This is a genomic window from Indibacter alkaliphilus LW1 (assembly GCF_000295935.2).
Taxonomy (GTDB): Bacteria; Bacteroidota; Bacteroidia; order Cytophagales; family Cyclobacteriaceae; genus Indibacter; species Indibacter alkaliphilus.
The window spans coordinates 203,662-223,174 of sequence record NZ_ALWO02000033.1 but is presented as its reverse complement, the minus strand read 5'-3'; the positions used below and the strand labels follow the sequence as shown (position 1 = coordinate 223,174).

The 19,513-nt window shown below is 39.9% G+C and carries 16 protein-coding genes and 1 pseudogene; 11 read left to right on the top strand and 6 right to left on the bottom strand.

The genetic code is table 11. The features are described from left to right. The first annotated feature begins 78 nt into the window (after positions 1 to 78). From rfbC to A33Q_RS11000, 11 genes and pseudogenes are all read left to right on the top strand, one after another. Positions 79 to 630, top strand: a complete 552-nt coding sequence (rfbC, locus tag A33Q_RS11050; protein ID WP_009034032.1) for a dTDP-4-dehydrorhamnose 3,5-epimerase — start codon at positions 79 to 81, stop codon at positions 628 to 630. Then, the gene (locus A33Q_RS11045; RefSeq protein WP_009034031.1) at positions 630 to 1,379 is read left to right on the top strand and encodes a tyrosine-protein phosphatase; all 750 of its coding nucleotides are present in this window, start codon (positions 630 to 632) and stop codon (positions 1,377 to 1,379) included. Before rfbC ends, A33Q_RS11045 begins: the two co-directional genes overlap by 1 nt. Beyond that, the gene (locus A33Q_RS11040; protein ID WP_009034030.1) at positions 1,376 to 2,335 is read left to right on the top strand and encodes an NAD-dependent epimerase/dehydratase family protein; all 960 of its coding nucleotides are present in this window, start codon (positions 1,376 to 1,378) and stop codon (positions 2,333 to 2,335) included. Before A33Q_RS11045 ends, A33Q_RS11040 begins: the two co-directional genes overlap by 4 nt. Positions 2,336 to 2,482: 147 nt before the next feature. Next, a complete protein-coding gene (locus A33Q_RS11035) occupies positions 2,483 to 3,898 on the top strand; it encodes a tetratricopeptide repeat protein (RefSeq protein WP_009034029.1) in 1,416 nt (471 codons plus the stop codon). Positions 3,899 to 3,930: 32 nt separating this feature from the next. Next, positions 3,931 to 4,701, top strand: coding sequence for a phosphosulfolactate synthase (locus A33Q_RS11030; protein ID WP_009034028.1), 771 nt, complete (start codon positions 3,931 to 3,933; stop codon positions 4,699 to 4,701). A 70-nt stretch (positions 4,702 to 4,771) separates the two neighbouring features. Next, positions 4,772 to 5,707, top strand: coding sequence for a polyprenyl-phosphate transporter (locus tag A33Q_RS11025; RefSeq protein WP_040490389.1), 936 nt, complete (start codon positions 4,772 to 4,774; stop codon positions 5,705 to 5,707). Then, positions 5,704 to 6,444, top strand: coding sequence for a shikimate dehydrogenase family protein (locus tag A33Q_RS11020; RefSeq protein WP_009034026.1), 741 nt, complete (start codon positions 5,704 to 5,706; stop codon positions 6,442 to 6,444). The genes A33Q_RS11025 and A33Q_RS11020 overlap by 4 nt, the downstream gene beginning before the upstream one ends. Positions 6,445 to 6,469: 25 nt before the next feature. Further along, positions 6,470 to 7,720, top strand: a complete 1,251-nt coding sequence (locus A33Q_RS11015) for a pyridoxal-dependent decarboxylase (RefSeq protein ID WP_009034025.1) — start codon at positions 6,470 to 6,472, stop codon at positions 7,718 to 7,720. Between the two features lie 287 nt (positions 7,721 to 8,007). Further along, the gene (locus tag A33Q_RS11010) at positions 8,008 to 9,354 is read left to right on the top strand and encodes a PhoH family protein (RefSeq protein WP_009034024.1); all 1,347 of its coding nucleotides are present in this window, start codon (positions 8,008 to 8,010) and stop codon (positions 9,352 to 9,354) included. A gap of 208 nt (positions 9,355 to 9,562) precedes the next feature. Next, positions 9,563 to 10,069: pseudogene (locus tag A33Q_RS11005) on the top strand (nitrilase-related carbon-nitrogen hydrolase); the annotation flags it as partial. A 371-nt stretch (positions 10,070 to 10,440) separates the two neighbouring features. Next, the gene (locus A33Q_RS11000) at positions 10,441 to 10,791 is read left to right on the top strand and encodes a hypothetical protein (RefSeq protein ID WP_009034022.1); all 351 of its coding nucleotides are present in this window, start codon (positions 10,441 to 10,443) and stop codon (positions 10,789 to 10,791) included. Positions 10,792 to 10,860: 69 nt separating this feature from the next. On the opposite strand, the gene A33Q_RS10995 is transcribed toward A33Q_RS11000, so the two are convergent. The 6 genes from A33Q_RS10995 to A33Q_RS10970 all read right to left on the bottom strand — a co-directional run bounded on the left by A33Q_RS10995 (position 10,861) and on the right by A33Q_RS10970 (position 19,511). Beyond that, positions 10,861 to 11,619, bottom strand: a complete 759-nt coding sequence (locus A33Q_RS10995; RefSeq protein WP_009034021.1) for a LytR/AlgR family response regulator transcription factor — start codon at positions 11,617 to 11,619, stop codon at positions 10,861 to 10,863. A 148-nt stretch (positions 11,620 to 11,767) separates the two neighbouring features. Next, the gene (locus A33Q_RS10990) at positions 11,768 to 12,505 is read right to left on the bottom strand and encodes a LytR/AlgR family response regulator transcription factor (RefSeq protein WP_009034020.1); all 738 of its coding nucleotides are present in this window, start codon (positions 12,503 to 12,505) and stop codon (positions 11,768 to 11,770) included. Between the two features lie 13 nt (positions 12,506 to 12,518). Next, positions 12,519 to 13,571 (bottom strand): sensor histidine kinase, encoded by a 1,053-nt coding sequence (locus A33Q_RS10985; protein WP_009034019.1) that lies wholly within the window; start codon positions 13,569 to 13,571, stop codon positions 12,519 to 12,521. Between the two features lie 93 nt (positions 13,572 to 13,664). Further along, positions 13,665 to 16,511 carry an excinuclease ABC subunit UvrA gene (uvrA, locus tag A33Q_RS10980; protein WP_407635782.1) on the bottom strand — a complete coding sequence of 949 codons (2,847 nt, stop codon included), beginning with the start codon at positions 16,509 to 16,511 and terminating at the stop codon, positions 13,665 to 13,667. Positions 16,512 to 16,608: 97 nt separating this feature from the next. Continuing rightward, positions 16,609 to 18,408 (bottom strand): AsmA family protein, encoded by a 1,800-nt coding sequence (locus A33Q_RS10975; RefSeq protein ID WP_009034017.1) that lies wholly within the window; start codon positions 18,406 to 18,408, stop codon positions 16,609 to 16,611. A gap of 152 nt (positions 18,409 to 18,560) precedes the next feature. Next, positions 18,561 to 19,511: a lytic transglycosylase domain-containing protein gene (locus tag A33Q_RS10970; protein WP_016255107.1), complete on the bottom strand. Its 951-nt coding sequence runs from the start codon at positions 19,509 to 19,511 to the stop codon at positions 18,561 to 18,563. Positions 19,512 to 19,513 lie beyond the last annotated feature (2 nt).

Here is a 19,513-nt window from a genome sequence, read left to right as displayed (position 1 = left end):
GTTCATCAAGGATTATATTGCAAAGTTACCAACCTAGCGTGAAATCCTGTTATATTTGAGCCTCATATAATTGAGCACATGAAAATTATTGAATCACCCATCAAAGGAGTCTTTGAAATTTATCCCAAAAAATGGCAGGACAACCGAGGTTACTTTTTTGAATCTTACAGAGCTGATATTCTTCAGGAGAGCGGAATAGATGAAGAATGGCTACAGGAAAATCAATCCTTTTCAAAAAAGGGAATAGTTAGGGGCCTCCATTTTCAGAATAATCCATTCAGCCAAGCCAAACTGGTGAGGGTGCTTTCTGGTACTGTCTTGGATGTGGCTGTAGATCTTAGAAAAGGATCAGAGACTTTTGGAAAGGCTTTTGTCAAGGAACTGAACAGTGAGGAAGCAAACATGCTTTATATTCCTGCGGGATTTGCTCATGGATTTTCTGTTTTGGAGGATGCGGTTTTTTCCTACAAATGTTCTAATTATTTTAATAAAGAAAGCGAAGGAGGGATTCTTTGGAATGACCCTGAGTTAAATATAGATTGGGGGGTAGATTCACCGGTATTGTCTGAAAAAGATCAATATTGGCCTACCCTCAAAGAGTTTAAAGAAAAAAGTGGAGGTGGATTGTAATGGGATTATTAGACCTGTTTAAAAGGAAAAAGACTGAAATAACCGATGACCTGAGTTTGAAATGGTTGGAAGTGGATATGCATTCTCACTTGATTCCAGGCATAGATGATGGATCAAAGACTTTGGAAGAATCTATAGAACTGGTCAAAAGGCTCCATGGCTATGGTCTTCGAAAGTTGATCACGACACCGCATATTATGTCGGAATTTTACAGGAATACCCCCGAAATTATTGGCTTGGGTTTAGAGGATTTGAGGCTTGGATTAGCAAAAGAGGGGATTGATATAGAGATTCATGCTGCCGCTGAATATTACTTGGATGAGATTTTTTTGGAAAAAGTCCAAGGTGGAGAAAAGCTGCTCACGGTAAAGGACAACCTTGTGTTGGTAGAAACCGGTTTTATCAATAGGCCCCAAATGCTCTTAGAGATCTTTTTTGCGATGGAGATGAATGGTTATAGGCCAATTTTTGCTCACCCAGAAAGATATCAATACCTTATCCAAGACAAAAAATTACTTTCAGATCTTTTTGATAGAGAAATTTACTTTCAGATCAACCTTTTGTCTTTGACGGGGTTTTATTCCAAACCGGTGAAGTCTTTTGCAGAAATGCTTGTAGATGAAGGGAAGGTGAGGTTTTTTGGAACAGACTGTCACAATCACAGGTATTTGGATATGCTGGAATCTCTTCCCGCCAGTAAGTATTTTGGAAAGATCCAACAGTTGGATTTACTCAACAGAAATCTATGAAAATTCTAATCACGGGAGCTACAGGTCTTTTGGGAAGTAGTCTAGCGAGAAAATTCGCTCCCTTGGGTGAAATAAATGGGATAAAAAGAGAAACAAGTGACCTTTCGCTTACTGATGGGCTTGCCATACAATGGCATACAGGAGACTTATCAGATATTCAATCTCTGGAAGATGCATTGGAGGGAATGGATTTGGTGATCCATTCGGCAGCTTTGGTGTCTTATGACCCAAAAGATGAGTCGAAGTTGATGCGGGTGAATGTAGAGGGCACTACCAATTTGGTGAATGCCATGCTTACCAAAGGTGTGGAAAAGTTGATCCATATTTCATCTGTGGCTGCCTTGGGCAAAAGTCCTGACAACAAAGTCATTGATGAAACTCACAAATGGGTGAACTCTGACCTGAACACGCCTTATGCCATTTCCAAATATCTCAGTGAACTAGAAGTATGGAGAGCAGTTCAAGAAGGACTAAAAGCCTTGGTCGTTCATCCCAGCATTATTTTGGGAAAAGTTGGGACCGGAAGATCCAGTACAGAAATTTACAATTATGTATTGGAAGAGAAAAAATACTACCCGGCTGGTACTGTCAATTATATTGATTTAAGGGATACTGTAGATTTGATTTATGAACTCTATCAAAAATCCCAGTGGAACGAGCGTTTTATTCTAAGCGCAGATAGCATATCTTATAAGGAGTTCTTTGAGAAAATGGCCAAAGCTTTGGGCAAAAAAGCTCCCGATACAGCTGTTACAAATGGCATGTTGACCATTGGGCTATTTTTCATCAAAATAGCAAAATTGTTAGGTTTAAGTAAGAGCCCCCTCAATAAACAAACCGCAATGATTTCTCAATTGTCTTATCATATGGACAATACCAAAGTGAAAAATCTACTTTCATTCCAATTCACTCCCATAGAAAAAACATTTGAATGGGCTGGTTCGAACGATTCATAGTCCTTTGCCGTTTTGTCAAATGAATCAAAAAACAGGCATTTTGAAGCAGCCTTATTAAATGCGATGATTGATTCAGAAAAAATAAATAAGAATACTTTTTAGGACACCGATTATTTTGGTATCTTAAATAACAAATAAATACAGCCGATGACCGGAGACTTTGATAACGAATGGGATGAGGACAGAGAGTTAGTAGAGAGATTCGAAAACTCGCTCAAATCCAACCTTGACTTGTACTTTGAAGAAGAAGAATTAGAGAATATCGTCCGGTTTTACTTCGACCAACAAAAGTTCGTCAAAGCATTGAAAGCCTCTGAGCATGCTTTGGAAAAATTCCCCTTTAGTGTAGAAATAAAGCTTCTAAAAGCCAACTGCCTGATATTCAATGATGAGCTGGATGAAGGTTTGGATATTTTGGAAAGCATCAACAACCTTTCTCCCAATAACGAGGACATCGTCTTGGCCTATTCCAATGCCCTGATGATCGCAGGAAATATGAAAGAGGCGATTGGGATGCTTGAGGATTTTCTACCCTTGGCAGAGGATAAAGCTGAGGTGCACTATCTTTTGGGAAATCTTTACAGAGCGGAGAATGATTCTGAGAAAGCGATTTTTCATTACAAGCAATGTGTCAAATTAAGGATCAATCATGAAGATGCTCTTTTTCAGCTCGCCATGATTACCGAAGAAGAAGGGTCATTTGATGAAATACTCATTTTTTATCAGGAATTTATAGACCAAGATCCCTATAGTGCCGGAGCGTGGTACAATATGGGAGTGGTGTATAATAGGCTTGGTAGGTATGAAGAAGCCATTCAAGCTTATGATTATGCCTTGATCATAGATGATTCATTTGCATCGGCCTATTTCAATTTGGGCAATGCCTACATGAATACCGAACAATTTGAACTTGCACTTGAAGCTTATCAAAACACCATCAATTGTGAAGGTGCCAACGCTGAAAACTGCTGCTATCTGGCCGCTGCTTACGAAAAAATGGGGCAGATTGACATGGCGTTCAAATATTTTAAAAAATCAGCAAAACTGGACCCTGAATATGATGATGCCTGGTTTGGTCTGGGGATGTGTATGCTCAAGAAAGAAAAGTTTTTTGAGGCTATACATTATTTTAGAAAAGCCATTAAGCTTTGTAATGATAATGCTACATACTGGGTAGGCCTAGCAGATGCTGAATATAACCTTGGTAATTTACAGGCAAGTTCAGAAGCCTATGAGGAGGCGATTAATCTGGAACCGGGCATCATGGAAACCTATGTCAATCTTGCTATAATTTATTTTGACCAAAACAGGTTTGAAGAGACTGTAGATGTAATGAAGGAAGGGATAGAAGAACTTCCAGAGGAGTCAGAGCTTTATTATAGACTTGTTGTGTATTTGCTTAGAATGGGGAAATACAAGGAAGCCTTTTCATATTTAGAAAATGCATTAACTTTGAACTTTGAGAAGCATATAATTTTGTATGATTTGATGCCTGACATTAAAAAACAGAAGGCGATTTTCAAAATTATCTCTCAGTATAGGGAAGACTCATCAGCTTCCTGAGACCTATTATCGAAAATCAGAAATTTATTTGAATGAATTATTTTCTTAAGAATCTCCCTGTGCGGACTGAAAAGCCACGTACTGCAGGCTTTACCATGGTCATGGACAAAGGATTGAGCCTTAAAGAAGTGGAAAATTTCATCAGTGCCAACAGTGATTTTGCTGATATTGTAAAGCTGGGCTGGGCCACTTCTTACCTTACCAAGCATTTGGCTGAAAAAATAGAGCTTTACAGAGATGCAGGTATCCCTGTATATTTTGGAGGGACACTCTTTGAAGCTTTTGTTATTAGGGATCAGTTCGACGATTACAGGAAAGTGCTGGAAAAATATGACCTTAAATTTGCGGAAGTGTCTGATGGCTCTATCAGTTTGCCACATGACAAAAAGTGTGAGTTTATCAGGACGCTGGCAAAGGATGTGACCGTACTTTCTGAGGTAGGGTCCAAAGATGCCGCCAAAATTATTCCCCCCTACAAGTGGATAGAACAGATGCAAAGCGAACTTGATGCGGGTTCTTGGAAGGTAATTGGTGAGGCAAGAGAAGGGGGTACAGTCGGGCTTTTCAGAGATTCCGGAGAGGTGAGGCAAGGTTTGGTGGAAGAAATTCTCACCAAAATTCCCGAAGAAAAAATTATCTGGGAAGCACCTCAAAAGGAACAACAGGTTTGGTTTGTCAAACTCCTAGGGGCAAATGTCAATTTGGGTAATATCGCACCCAATGAATTGATTCCACTAGAGACTATCAGGCTTGGGTTGAGAGGAGACACCTTTGACCATTTCCTTGGAGATCACAAACTGTGATTAACGAGATTTATAAAAAGCTCAAAAAGTATTGATGCCGGGTTTTTCGGCATCTTTTTCATTTCAATCTATGGGTAGATTAAAAAACACAATCCTAACCTTTCTCAAGGGGATGGGGATGGGAGCTGCAGATATTGTTCCCGGCGTTTCCGGAGGTTCCATTGCGCTGATCACTGGGATTTACGAACAGTTGCTTGATAGTATCAAATCCATAGATGCAGAGGCTTTGAAGTTACTTTTCAAAGCCAAGTTTGTGGAATTTTGGCAGCACATCAATGGAAAGTTTTTGCTGACTTTGTTAGCAGGGATTCTATTCAGCATATTTTCCCTTTCCAAGCTGATCACTTACCTGATGGAAGAGCACCCCATTCCCTTGTGGTCATTTTTCTGTGGGCTAATCATAATTTCAGCAATTATCATTCTCAGGGATATCAAAGGCTGGACAATTGCCGTTATCTTGTTTTTATTGATAGGGATAGTTTTCGCCTATTTTGTAACCGGGCTTCCGCCCACAGGATCTCCCGATGCACTTTGGTTTACTTTTATTGCAGGTGCCATAGCTATCAGTGCCATGATTCTTCCGGGGATTTCGGGGAGTTTTCTCTTACTGATTCTTGGGCAGTACGAGAGAGTTTTACAGGCAGTAAATGAAAGAGATATAGTCACTTTAGCATTGTTTGCTTTGGGATGCGTAGTCGGGTTATTGTCTTTTAGTAGGTTGATTTCCTGGTTTTTAAAGAAATATCATGCCCTGACCATTGCCTTCCTGTCGGGAATTATGCTTGGGTCGATCAATAAAATCTGGCCTTGGAAAAAAGTGATCTCTTACCGACTATCCTCCAGTGGGGTGCAGAAACCATTCATTACAGAAAATGTGCTTCCTCAAAATTATTTAAGTGTTACTGGGGAAGAATCCTTAATTTTGCTGGCAATATTGGCATTTTCTTTTGGAATCCTGTTGGTATTGGGAATTGAAAGAACAGCATATTACATCAGCAAAAAATGAAAAAATACGGGTTGATAGGTTTTCCACTGGGTCATTCTTTTTCGAAGAAGTATTTTACTTCAAAATTCGAAAAGGAAGGGATTGATGATTGCCGTTTTGACTTGTATGAAATCCCTGAAATCACCCAATTTCCTGATATCCTGAGCAATAATCCTGAATTGAAGGGGCTAAGCGTTACGATTCCGTACAAAGAAAAAGTCATCCCTTATTTAGATTTCCTTGACCCAGCTTGCAAACAAATCGGAGCAGTGAACTGCATTCAGATCCGGGAAAGAAAGCTGACCGGTTTTAATACAGATTACATTGGCTTTAAAAATTCACTTGAAAAATGGTTGGGAAATGAGAGACCGAATGCTTTGGTGTTGGGAACAGGCGGCGCTTCCAAGGCGGTAGTGCAAGCCCTAAAAGACTTGCACATAGACCACCTGATGGTGAGCAGGACAGCTTCTGATCATCCTGGATTTATCACCTATCAGGACTTGAAAGAAAAGCCCGGCTTACTTTCACAATATCATCTGATTATCAATACTACACCCTTGGGGACATATCCCAATACGGAAGAAATGCCAGAGATAGACCCTGCCCATATTTCGGGCAAGCATAAAGTTTATGATTTGGTTTATAATCCTGAAAAGACTTTTTTAATGAGGTCCCTGGAAGCCAGGGGAGCCTTGGTGAAAAATGGATTGGAAATGCTCGAACTACAGGCAGAAGCTGCCTGGAAGATTTGGAATTAATTTCACATCTATTATTATTTACACTATGTATTGGAAGAAAAAAACACACGAACAAGTAAAAGAATATATTTTCAAGGCCTTGGATCATAACCTGGATTATAGAGGAGACAGGCCGATTCTAGGCATTCCAGGCACATACCTGGACACCACAGAGTTTTATCCGGATGCCCCATTCCTCAAAGATGCCCCATTCATGTCCGCAATGGTAAGGAATCCTAACCATATAGGGGTTCATACTCTGAGTGAAGAATCTGTTTTGGAGGTTTTTGAAGGTACTCAGAAAATAGAAAAGGAACTGATCAAGCTTGTTTCCGAAGAAATATTCAATGGTGATTCGGGAAAACAAGACGGATATGTTGCCACTGGAGGCACAGAGGCCAATATTCAGGCTATGTGGATTTACAGGAATTATTTCCGGAAGTCAATGGGGGCCAGAATTGGAGAAATTGGCTTGGTTTACTCTCAGGATTCTCATTATTCCATGCCTAAAGGCGCCAATATCCTCAATCTCCACAATATTATTGTAGAGGTCGATCAAGAAACCAGAGAAATCCGCAAAGACTCCTTGGATCAAAAGGTAAAAGAAGCCTTGAAAGATGGTATCAAGTACTTTATTGTGATTGCCAACCTTTCTACGACCATGTTTGGTTCAGTGGATGATATTGATATGTTGGGAGACTATTTTAGCAATCTAAATGTAGATTTTAAGATACATGTAGATGCTGCTTACGGTGGCTTTATATACCCCTTTACCAATACTACCAGCAGGTTTACATTCCAAAATCCCTACATGAACTCCATTACTGTAGATGGGCACAAGATGTTGCAGACACCCTATGGTACAGGCTTGTTTTTGATCAGGAAAGGGTATTTTGATTACGTCAAAACAGAAGAAGCTCAGTATATACCCGGCAAAGACTATACGATCAGTGGGAGTCGATCAGGAGCCAATGCGATTTCCATGTGGATGATTTTACAGATTCATGGTTCTGAGGGGTGGAAGTACAAAATGGAAACCCTTTGTGATAAGACCGAACGGATTTGTAAAAAGCTGGATAGGATGGGGGTGGAATACTTCCGAAACCAATACCTGAATATCATTGCCATCAAAGCAAAATATATGAGTATGGAATTGGCGAATAAATATTATCTCGTTGCAGATTCCTATGAATTTGAGCCAAAATGGTTCAAAATTGTGGTGATGCCCCATGTCAAGCCTGGTACTATTGATGCGTTCTTGATGGATTTGGATTCAGAGGTAAGAGGTAGAAAGTAGCCTTTAGCTTTGCATTTTTAAAGGCGTATTTAAGGGAGATCTTAAATACGCCTTTTTATTTTTAAGTATCATATAGGGTGATTTTTTTTATACAGGGTATTTTTGAAACAATGTTTTTTTTGAGAGTTGGTTTACCCAGAGGATAATCTAAAATTTATTGACTTGACTTTCAATTGAATAACATTGCGGAATTCTTAATCTTTCTTATTTTATCTTATTTAAATGGTAATCTTATTTTTATTTTTCTAACTTATTCCTAACTATTAACCGCTAAAATTTTACCATTTATGCCAAGAGCTAAATCCGATAAAGACCGTAAAATTTTTGTGCTGGACACTTCTGTAATCCTATATGCACATAATTCCATCATGAACTTTGCTGAGCATGATGTGGTCATCCCTATCACTGTATTGGAAGAGCTCGATCAGTTTAAGAAGGGTAACGATACCAAAAATTTTGAGGCCAGAGAATTTATCCGACTCTTGGATAAACTCTCCAAAGACAACATGATTCACAATTGGACTCCGCTCAATGGCAAGACCAAAGGCAACTTTAGAGTGCTCATGAACCCGGAGAATAATATCAACGCCAATATTGTATTCGGAGAAGAGAAAAATGACCACAAAATCCTAAATGCGGCTCTACACCTCAAAGAGACCGAGAAAAACAGAAAAGTAATTTTGGTCAGTAAAGACATTAATCTTCGTCTCAAAGCAAAGTCCCTGGACATTTATGCGGAAGACTATGAAACCGGCAAGATTAAGAATATTTCCGAGCTGGAAAATACAGGAAGATTCGTCCTTGATGGTGTGGATCCCGAGATGATCAATCAACTCTACGACAAGCATCATGTGGAAGCAAAACTGATTCTTGGAACCAGAAAAAGGAAAGCCAATGCTTACTATATCCTTAAAAGTGATAAAAATTCTGTCTTGGCATACTTTAATGCAGAAGACAATACTTTGGAAAGAGTAGATAAAAAGCTGGCATACAATATCAAACCTAAGAATGCCGAACAAACATTTGCATTGCATGCGATTCTCAACCCCCGGGTGAAGTTGGTATCTATTCAAGGTGTAGCAGGGACAGGAAAGACATTACTGGCACTAGCAGGAGCATTGGAACAAAGACGGGAATACAAGCAGGTATTTCTGGCAAGACCCATTGTACCTTTGAGCAATAAGGACATTGGCTACCTCCCAGGAGATATCAAATCCAAGCTCAATCCCTACATGGAGCCATTATGGGATAATTTGAAATTTATCCAAAATCAGTTTAAAGAATCCGACAAAGAGTATCAGAAAATCACAGAATTAGTCAACCAGGAAAAACTGGTCATTCAGCCTTTGGCATATATCAGGGGGCGTTCTTTGTCTAATATTTTCTTTATTGTAGATGAGGCCCAAAACCTCACTCCTCACGAAATTAAGACCATTATCAGTAGGGCTGGAGAAAACACAAAAATTGTTTTTACAGGAGATATTTTCCAGATAGACACCCCTTACCTTGATTCTCAGAGTAATGGACTATCTTATTTGATAGATCGGGTAAAGGATCATCCACTTTATTCCCATATCAAACTTGAAAAGGGAGAAAGATCAGAGTTGGCTAATTTGGCCAATGACCTTTTGTAAGCAGTTTCATAATTGAGTATTACCGATGGAAACTGGCAATCCATCGGTTTTTTTATTTTACATCTTTGGTTTTTGAATCCGGATGGTCATTCCAGTACCAAGCGATCTGAATATCAATTATATGGTTTGAGGACAATGGCTTGATGGGCAGCCAGTCCATTTATCCCATTTATCTTTCGTCCTTTTTCAAAAGTCCTTAGATTTATTCAACATCGTGGAAAATGTCCGAGCCACTAAACTTCTGGGAGCAGATATCATATTTATGCCGCATGTGACCATGTGTACTCCGTCTACACGTCCTGGAGCTGGATTTGTGGATCCTAAGCTTTGGGAAAACAGGGAAAATGATCCCACAAGCCTGAGAATGGAGTTTGATGGCTTAAAAGGAAGGGCATGGCTGATGAAGTGGCTTCCTGCCAGAGCGTATGACAACGCTGTTTATGCAGTTTTTTCCAACCCAATAGGAATGGATGATGATCAGTTGAAAAACGGTTGTTCAATGATCATAGACCCTTTTGGAGATATCTTGGTAGAATGCAGGGAGTTAGAAGATAGTTTTGTGATTGCTTCCGTACAGGCTGAAAAATTAACACAGGCTGGTGGACATAGATACTTAATGGCAAGAAGGCCGGAGCTTTATAAGGATATCATCGGTGGTTCCCATCAATCGGAGCAAAAAGTGGCTTGGTTGAAGGGAGAAAAAGAAATCGAATAAGAAAAGGATACTGAATGCCTAAAAATTCAGAATTTGCTCCTCTTAGGAATTAAGTACTGATGAGCAAATACTTTGTTGGACGTTGACGAAGATTTTTCTAATCTTCATAAAATCAATTTTTACATTTAATTACTGTTTAGCTAATATTATTTTTCATTTTTCATGCAACCTTTTTTTCCAAATCCGTATCAATTGACTTGTATCACAAAATAATATTTTGTGTACGAAACCGAACAGGTCTCGCTTCATTGATAATTATAAGCAATTGAAAATCAGTGTATTAAAAATTTGGATTCAAATTTGGCATATACTAGTCATGCAAGCGTAACTGATTGGTTGAGAAACAATTGAAAACTTTAAATTATATAAAAATGAAACCAACTATTTTGACTCAAAAAAATGTATGTGCCTTATTAGGCCTAATGATGGCAATGACTATTTTATGGTCTGCCAGTGCGGAAGCGAAAGATCAATCTTTCGGAGAGGTGGCTACCGTGAAGGGAGTAAATGATACAATTGAAGCCAAAGAGGCCTTTCAGGTTTTGGAGGTAGATCTAAAAGATCTTAAAGTACAGCCAACACTGACATTCATCAATAAGTATGGTGAAGTGGTAGCTGAATTTTACGGAGAGAAATCAGAAATCGAAGGGAAGTTCAAAGAACTTGTCAAAAAAGGAAGTCTATTGGTTGCTTCAGGCAAACAGGAAATCTATCTGATTTGACAGTTTAGTTGATTGTTTGGTTTTTTGAAAAGTAAAAAAGGTGGGCATTGCTCACCTTTTTTATTGTTATCAACTTTCCGTGATGGTGTTTAACTTCGCGAGGAAGCCATTGTAATACTGTCGTCCGACCTGTACTACTGGTCCTGAAATGAGTGAAATGTCTTTTGTATTAAAGCTTTCTATTTGTGCTAACTGCACGATAAAGGATTTCTGGACTCTCATGAAAAGATGGGAAGGAAGTTTTTCTTCCATATCTTTCATCGATTTTCTGATTGTAAAATTTCTTCCTTTGCAGTAGATGGTCACCATGTTGCCATTGGCCTCAACGTAATAGATTTCTTTGTACGGAACCCTTTCGTATGCATTGTCAGATTTGATAAATACTGCATCATTGACCAGGTAAGGACTTTCGTCTTTATTGATGACTGTGGAGGCAGTAGCTGGAGCGGGCTTAGCTCTTTTGTTGTAGAGCACGATCTCTACGATTGCATGGATATCATTTGTATTGAAAGGTTTTACAATAAACCCTGCAGGGTTTATTCTTTTTGCTCTTTCAATGATGGTAGGGTCAGAGTAAGAAGTTACAAATACCAAAGGTGCATCTACCATTTGCTTGATGATCTCTCCCAGCTCAATGCCGTCTTTGTCTCCTTTTAGCTTGATGTCCATAAAAACCAAGTCAGGGCGATATTTTTTCACCACTTTGATGGCCTGATTCGCAGAATTGGCAGTGTCTATATTGACATACCCTAAAAGCTCTAATATTTCCTCAATATTTTCTGCAATATTGATGTCGTCTTCGACGATTAAAATCCTTTCCTCTTTCATAGGTGCTTTGTTCGAAATAAAGCGTTAAAATTTTAACAAAGTAGATTTTTATAGATATAAAACCAATATATAGCTCTATTTACAAAATTTGGTTCTGAGAATCAATAAATACATCGTATTTCTTAATTCAAAATAGAGATATATACAATTAAAGGCTCATCATATCCTTAAAACGGGCAGCTTGTCTTCTACTTACTTCAATTCTATCACCACCCTTAAGGGTGACTACTAGTCCACCATTGAACCAAGGCTCTATTGCTTCTACCCAACTTAGGTTGATGATGTGTTTTCTGCTGGCACGGAAAAATGATTTCTCATCCAGCCTTTCGTCCAATGCGTTCAGGGATTTGTGAATCATTGGTTTATTGTTGTCAAAGTAAACTTTGATATAGTTACCGTCAGATTCGAAAAGCCTGACATTCTGAAGTTTGACAAACCAGCACCTGTCACCATCTTTTACAAAGACCTGGTCATGCAAGGTAAGCTTTTTGCTTTGGTGGGAATCAGTGGCGATTTCTTGTCTTTCATTGCTGTCGGCTAGCTTCTTTTGAAGTCTTTCAATAGCTTCACCCAATCTTTTGGGTTCTACTGGCTTGAGCAAATAATCCAAGGCATTTACCTGGAATGCTTTAAGAGCATACTCATCGTACGCCGTAGTAAATATCACATGTGGGACATTGTCTAACTCTTCCAATAAATCAAAACCGGTTTTTTCCGGCATTTGAATATCCAAGAAGACAACGTCAGGGTTCATGGATTCTATTTTATCCTTGGCATCATCTACGTTATTTGCTTCACCGACCACTTCTACGTGATCAAATTGTGAGAGTAAATTGATCAGCTCTTTTCTGGCTAACCTTTCATCGTCGATTACTAGTGCGCGCATTTTTCGTTAAATTTTAACCTAATGTAAGGTTTTGTTTTGGAATTTTTATTTCAGTTATAACAAAATCGTTACCCGAATTGAAAATTTTGAAGGAAGCCCTGCTCCCATAGATCAGTTTCAACCGCTGTATGGTATTGCTAATCCCATGCCCTTCTCCGTCCTTTTTCTTGCTTAATGCATTGGCTTTCAGTTGTCCGCTGTTCTTGACCTGGATGATCAGGCCATCTCTGATTCCCTCATGACATTTGATTTCTATAAGTCCGCCTTTTACCCTGTTGGAAATACCATGTTTGATGGCATTTTCCACAATTGTCTGCAACATCATGGGGGGGACTTTGTATTCGTAGGCTGTAGGGTCTACGCTGTATTTGATATCCAGCCTTTCCTCAAACCGGATGGATTCCAAGTTGAGATAATCCTTCACTGTGTTGAATTCATTTTCAAAATCTATGGTCCTTTTTTTATCCATCATCAGAGAAAATCTAAGGATATTGGATAATTGGGTGATTGCGGTTTTGGCTTTGGAGGGATCCTCATCTACAAGTGCGCGGACGCTATTGAGTGCATTGAAAATAAAGTGGGGATTGAGCTGGCTTTTGAGGTGATTCAGCTGGATTTCGTTGATTTTGGCCTGGTACTTTAGAGATTGGTTGTAATTGTCCAGAAAATGGAAAAGGAAGTACATCATTACCCAAAGGGCATAAAAAAGGAAGCTCACGAAAATATTACCGGCTATGACTACGGGCCTGAAATCTACTTCGGTGTCCAGGATGTCAAAAAGAAGATTGATGATGATCTGGGCTATGGTATTCAGAACACTCAGTAGAAGCAAAGCCAAGAATGAATTGAAGAGAAGCTTTCCAAAATTCAGATTGAACCAGCCATACTTTTTGATGGTGTTTCTTAGAATATGTGTGGAAAAAAGGTAAAAGGCCGACAATGAAAAGAAAGCTCCCACCTGTACAGAAGAAATCCCCCTATCCAAAGAGATAAAAAAAAGATAGATCAAAGCCAGGCTTGACCATCCCAGTATCTGAAGACTCCAATATAAGCGTATCCTGTTCATAACCTGACCCCAAATATAGTCAAGCTTGTGAATGCCGGACTATTAATTTTACAGAAGGGTGGCTAATCTGCAATGGAGGGTTATATTCGGTGCTCAACTCAATTCTTCTTTGAGAAAACGGGCCGTATGACTACTTTTATGCTTGGCGACCTCCTCTGGACTGCCTTTGCAGACTATAGTTCCTCCATTAGATCCTCCTTCAGGGCCCAAATCCACTATGTAGTCTGCTACTTTGATAATATCCAAGTTGTGTTCAATAATAAGGACAGTATTGCCTTTTTCAACCAACTTGTTCAAGACTTCCAGAAGGTGCTCAATATCCTGAAAATGAAGTCCCGTGGTAGGCTCATCTAATATATAAAAGGTATTTCCTGTGTCTTTTTTAGAAAGCTCGGTTGCCAGCTTGACACGCTGCGCTTCTCCACCGGAAAGTGTGGTGGCATGCTGTCCTAATGTAATATAATCTAAGCCGACATCATTCAGGGTTTTTATTTTTCTGAGGATTTTAGGCTGATTTTCGAAAAACTCAACTGCTTGTTCCACTGTCATGTCCAGCACATCAGAGATGGATTTGCCTTTGAACCTGACTTCCAAAGTTTCCCGGTTATACCTTTTTCCTTTACAGGTTTCGCAGGGAATATGTACATCCGGCAAAAAATCCATTTCGACCAGCTTCATTCCTGCTCCTTCACAGTCTTCACAGCGACCTCCTTTTACATTAAAACTAAAACGGCCAGGTTTATAACCTCTGATTTTGGCTTCTGGCAACTCTGTAAAGAGTGCGCGGATATCTGTAAAGACCCCTGTATAAGTGGCAGGATTGGATCTTGGAGTCCTTCCGATAGGGGATTGGTCAACTTCTATGACCTTATCAAGGTATTTCAACCCGTCTATGCTTTTGTGCGGCAGAGGTTCTTTTTTGGAATTGTAAAAATGCTGGTTGAGAAGCGGATAAAGAGTCTCGTGAATCAAGGAGCTTTTTCCTGATCCGGATACTCCGGTGACACAGATCATCGTACCCAAGGGTAACTTCAAATCTACATTTTTCAAATTATGCCCTGATGCGCCTTTCAATGTCAGGAACTTTTCATTCCCCTTTCTTCTCTTTTCAGGAATAGCAATATTCACTTCACCATTGAGATATTTGGCTGTGAGGGAATTCATTTTCAAAATCTCTTTGGGAGTACCTGCCGCGACGATCTGACCACCATGTCTACCTGCACCGGGTCCAATATCGATGACAAAATCAGCTGCTAGCATCATATCCTTGTCGTGCTCCACCACAATCACTGAATTGCCTAAATCCCGCAAATCCTGTAGCGCTTTGATCAACTTTACGTTATCCCTTTGGTGCAAGCCAATACTCGGCTCATCCAGAATATAAAGTACGCCTACCAATTGGGTCCCGATTTGTGTGGCCAACCTGATCCGCTGGGCTTCTCCTCCTGAAAGTGTCCTAAGCGGTCTATTCAGAGTGAGGTAATCCAGCCCTATATCCAGCAAAAATCCGATTCTTTTTCTGATTTCTTTGAGCACCTCTTTGGCAATCATGTTCTGCCTCTCGTCCAACCTTTCCTCCAGATCTTCGAACCATTTGCCCAATGTGCTGATATCCATCATGGCCAACTCTCCAATGTGGGTATTGTCCAGTTTAAAGTGAAGGGCTTCTTTTTTCAAGCGATACCCTTCGCAGTCCGGGCAGGTTTTGGTGATGGTAAACTCACTCACCCAATCCTGGATTTTTTCAGTGCCTCCTTCTTGTTGTTTTTGAAGAAAATTGACAATACCCTCAAAGGTGGTGTGCCACTTGGTGCCCGGATACTTGACAGAATCAACAGCTACTTCAACTTTGTCTCCATACAAAAGAATATTGACAACTTCTTCCGGAAGTTTGGCAATAGGAGTGGAGATGCTGCATTTATAATGTTTGAGTATGGCTTCAATTTTTTTGAAAATCCACACATCTCTGTATTCACCCAAAGGAGCAATACCTCCACGGGTAATGCTTAAGCTTGGATCCGGAATGATGCTTTCTTTGGTGATTTCATCTATTACACCGAGCCCATTACAAGTAGGGCAGGCTCCGTATGGACTGTTGAATGAAAAAGTATTGGGAGCAGGTTCATCATAAGAAAGGCCGGTAGTGGGGTCCATCAGGTATTTCGAAAAATGATGGATATTTCCTTCCTCATCTCTCAACATGATAATGCCTTTTCCGTGCTGCAATGCTGTTTTGAGAGATTGGCTTATTCTAAATCTATCTTCCTGGTCAGCAATGATTCTATCTACGACGATTTCAATATCATGGATTTTGTATCGGTCTACCTGCATTTTAGGTTGGACTTCCATCACTACACCATCTACTCTCACCTTCGAAAAACCCATTTTTCTGATCTGTTCAAAGAGCTCTCGGTAATGCCCTTTTCTACCCTTGACTACAGGTGCGAGAATAAATAGTTTTTTCCCGCCAAAATTTTCAAATAGCTGCTCTACAATCTGATCCTCTGACTGTCGGATCATTTTGTGTCCACTGAGATAGGAAAATGCTTCTCCAGCTCTGGCATAGAGCAATCTCATAAAATCATAAATTTCAGTGACCGTGCCTACAGTAGATCTGGGGTTTTTGGAAGTGGTCTTTTGCTCAATGGAAATCACCGGTGACAATCCGTTGATTTTATCCACATCCGGACGCTCCATGCCTCCTAAAAAGGACCTGGCATAGGCCGAAAAGCTTTCCATATACCTTCTTTGCCCTTCAGCATAGATCGTGTCAAATGCCAACGAACTTTTTCCGCTTCCACTTAGCCCTGTAAGTACAATCAGCTTGTTGCGGGGAATGGAAATGTCAATATTTTTCAGATTGTGTTCTCTGGCACCGAAGATTTCAATCAACTCTTCTTTTTTCTCTACTAATAGGTCTGACATGGAGGATGTGTGCATGATTTGAAGCTTGCAAAAATACGCAGAATAGACGGGGATTCCGAAGCGATTCTAAGCTTAAAACCAAGTTGTCCAATCAAGGTTTTGATTTAGGAGGTTATTCTTTTTGTTTTTCTACCCTCCGGGCTGCTCTTCTCTCTTTCCGGCTGGGTTTGTCTTCATTGTCTTTATTCCCAAAAGAAATATTGAGTATCCCCCCGGATTCTTCTTCACCTGAGCGTTCAGCCTTGGCTTTTTCTCTCATATCGCTGATATCTTCTCCAGTAAGTGTGGATTTTAAACCAGAAAACAACAGTTGCCACCAATAATTGAACATGGACTTATATTGGATTCTCATAAAGTAAACTTTCCCTTCTTTCAGATTGCCCCTGTTATCGGGATTGTTGGATTTGATGATCAATTTGTTGGCTACAAAAGCCCCAAGTTTTCTCCACAAGTTATTGTCGCTCTCAAAGTCAGCATTCAATATCTCTATTTCCAGATTTTCGTATCGGACAATCAGGTCACCACTGCCTTCATAGTCATTGGCAGCAATGTTAAAATCTAATCGGTTGATCATTCCTGATTTCAAACCTATTTTTGCTTCAGGCTCCACCATAGAGTTGACAGAGGGAAGAGTGAAGTTTTTCAAGGTGCCTTTGAGTTTGAAATCGTGCATCTCGGTCTCCAGAAAATAAGTGATTTGGGTAGTGAGTTCACCTTCCCCCATGAGTTTGCCAGAGGCATCGATCAACATTTCATTGTTTTCATCTACTTTATCTTCAATGTTGGAAATATTGGTGATGTGCGCATTTACCTCTGAAAAATAGACATGACCTGCAGTGGGGGCATCATTGTCAGGCCTTTCTTCTACTTTGATGTATGCATTTTCAATAAATAGATTGTTTACGTGAACTTTCTGATCCAATTCCTCCAAGACCTGATTGATCATCTTAGGCCTTCTGGATTTATCCTCTGTTTTTCTTTTGTCTTTGAAGGCTTCCAAGTGCATGTCATGGGCAAATATAGAGTCTACTTCCAGGACTCCTTGGGATAAATATTCCTGAAAATTGACACCTTTGAGCTTCATGCTGGTTTTGTCAATTTCAATCCAAGTCTGTTCATAATCAAATTGGGAGGTGTATTCATACCTACCCTCTTTATTCAATAGGCCAATATACCCAAAGGTCATTTGTTCAGACTTGGTATCGAGCTCTATTTCTTCTACCCGGGTATATTGCCTGAATTGATCGAAGTGGAATTCTACACTTTCGATGGTACCGTGTACAGAAGAAATTTCGAAAAGCGCTTTGGAGTCTTCAATGTATTCCTTAGTCAACTTAAAGTCTTCTGCTTGCAGATCCATATCTATCATGGAAACTCTCAGCGAATCGTTGGAACTGTCCGTAAGTCGAATATTAAGATCACGTAGCTCAAAATAACCTACCTTGATGGCTTCATAGTTGCCGTTAGTTTTTGACTCGCTGATTTCTCCTTCTTCCTCCAGGTCATTGGCTAGAGTATCCAGGGGGGGGCTTGAGGACAAGAGGTTGATGTTGTCGACAAAAGCAGAGTCTACAGCAATAGTGTTCTGAAATAAGAAGGAATACCAACTAAAACCGCTGATATTTAGCCTGTCGATGTGGAGTTGAACCTTTACATGATCTTCAGTGGACAAAGAAGGAGGGGTCACTTCTACGTCTTTTAGGTTTAGAAAGGTACCTCTGTAATTATAATCCAACTGGATTTCCCCAAAATGTACTTCATGATCTCCAAAAGTGTTGGTTCGGGTAATCATATTGCTGACAATCCTATCGGCATTCTGATTGAGGTATAAGTTGATCAAAAAAGGTACTGCGCGCATGAAAAATGCTACAAGCAGAAAAAAAATGAGGACACCGATAAGAATTTTTTTCATTTGATTCAACTTTCAGTACTTGAGCATCACGGACACCGGGTTTTTTGACCGTCTGATTGGCTTTGAATGAAAGTTATGCCCCAGATTTTCAAAAAAATTATGTCTATGCCCTGAAGATATGAAATTGTCTGAGAACTATGGAAGCAAATCATTTAATTCTGAACAGGTAAGCGAATTGTATAGGTTTTTCCCCTTTTCACATTCAGGCTTGATGACCTTAGCCAGGGATTGTTGTTTTTGAGTTCTTTGTAATTGCTGTTATGCTGAATAGCCCAATTAGCCAGATTATCTACACTACTATCGATAATCAACTCTCTGTAGACGGCTGGTTGATAAATCTCCTTTTCCTTTAGCTCAAAGCCATATTTGACCGGGTTTTCGAAGATTTCCTTGAAGGCTAATATCCGGAAAAGATATCTACTGGTTTCATCATTGAGAAGTAAGTCATAATAGCTCGCCTGTCTTTGCTCCTGCAGCCTTCGGCCAAAGCCATTGATACCCATATTGTAGCTCGCTGCCACTGCAGTCCAATTTCCAAACTTTGCAAAAGCCGATTTCAGGTATTTACAGGTAGCTTCTGTAGATTTTTCCAGATGATAGCGCTCGTCCACATCATTGCTTACTTCCAGGTTGTATTCCTTGGCCGTAGCTGGCATAAACTGCCAAAAACCTCTGGCACCTGCAGGACTGACTACATTCATCAGCCCTGATTCTGCCATTGCCAAATATTTGAAATCATCGGGAACCCCCTGTTCATTTAGAATTCGCTCTATGGTAGGAAGATACTTTCCGGCCCTTTTCATCAGCAAGATCATGTTGGATTGCCAGTAGGCATTTACATAGATTTCCCGCTCAAACCTTTCTTTGACCTCTGCATCATTGAGAGGAACGGTCTCATCGGCGAATGAAATGGTTTCGGGCAATTCAAAAATCCTGACCTTGGGTTCAGGTATGCTAAAGGTCATGGTTTCGCCAGAACTGGATTCAAGTGTGATTTCTTCAGCATGCAATTCTTTTCTGGAATCTTCTGGGTTTTGAAAAAACCATAACAGGAAAAGAAGTCCGATAAGGCCGTAAATCAGAAATAAATGAGCTCTATTCAAAA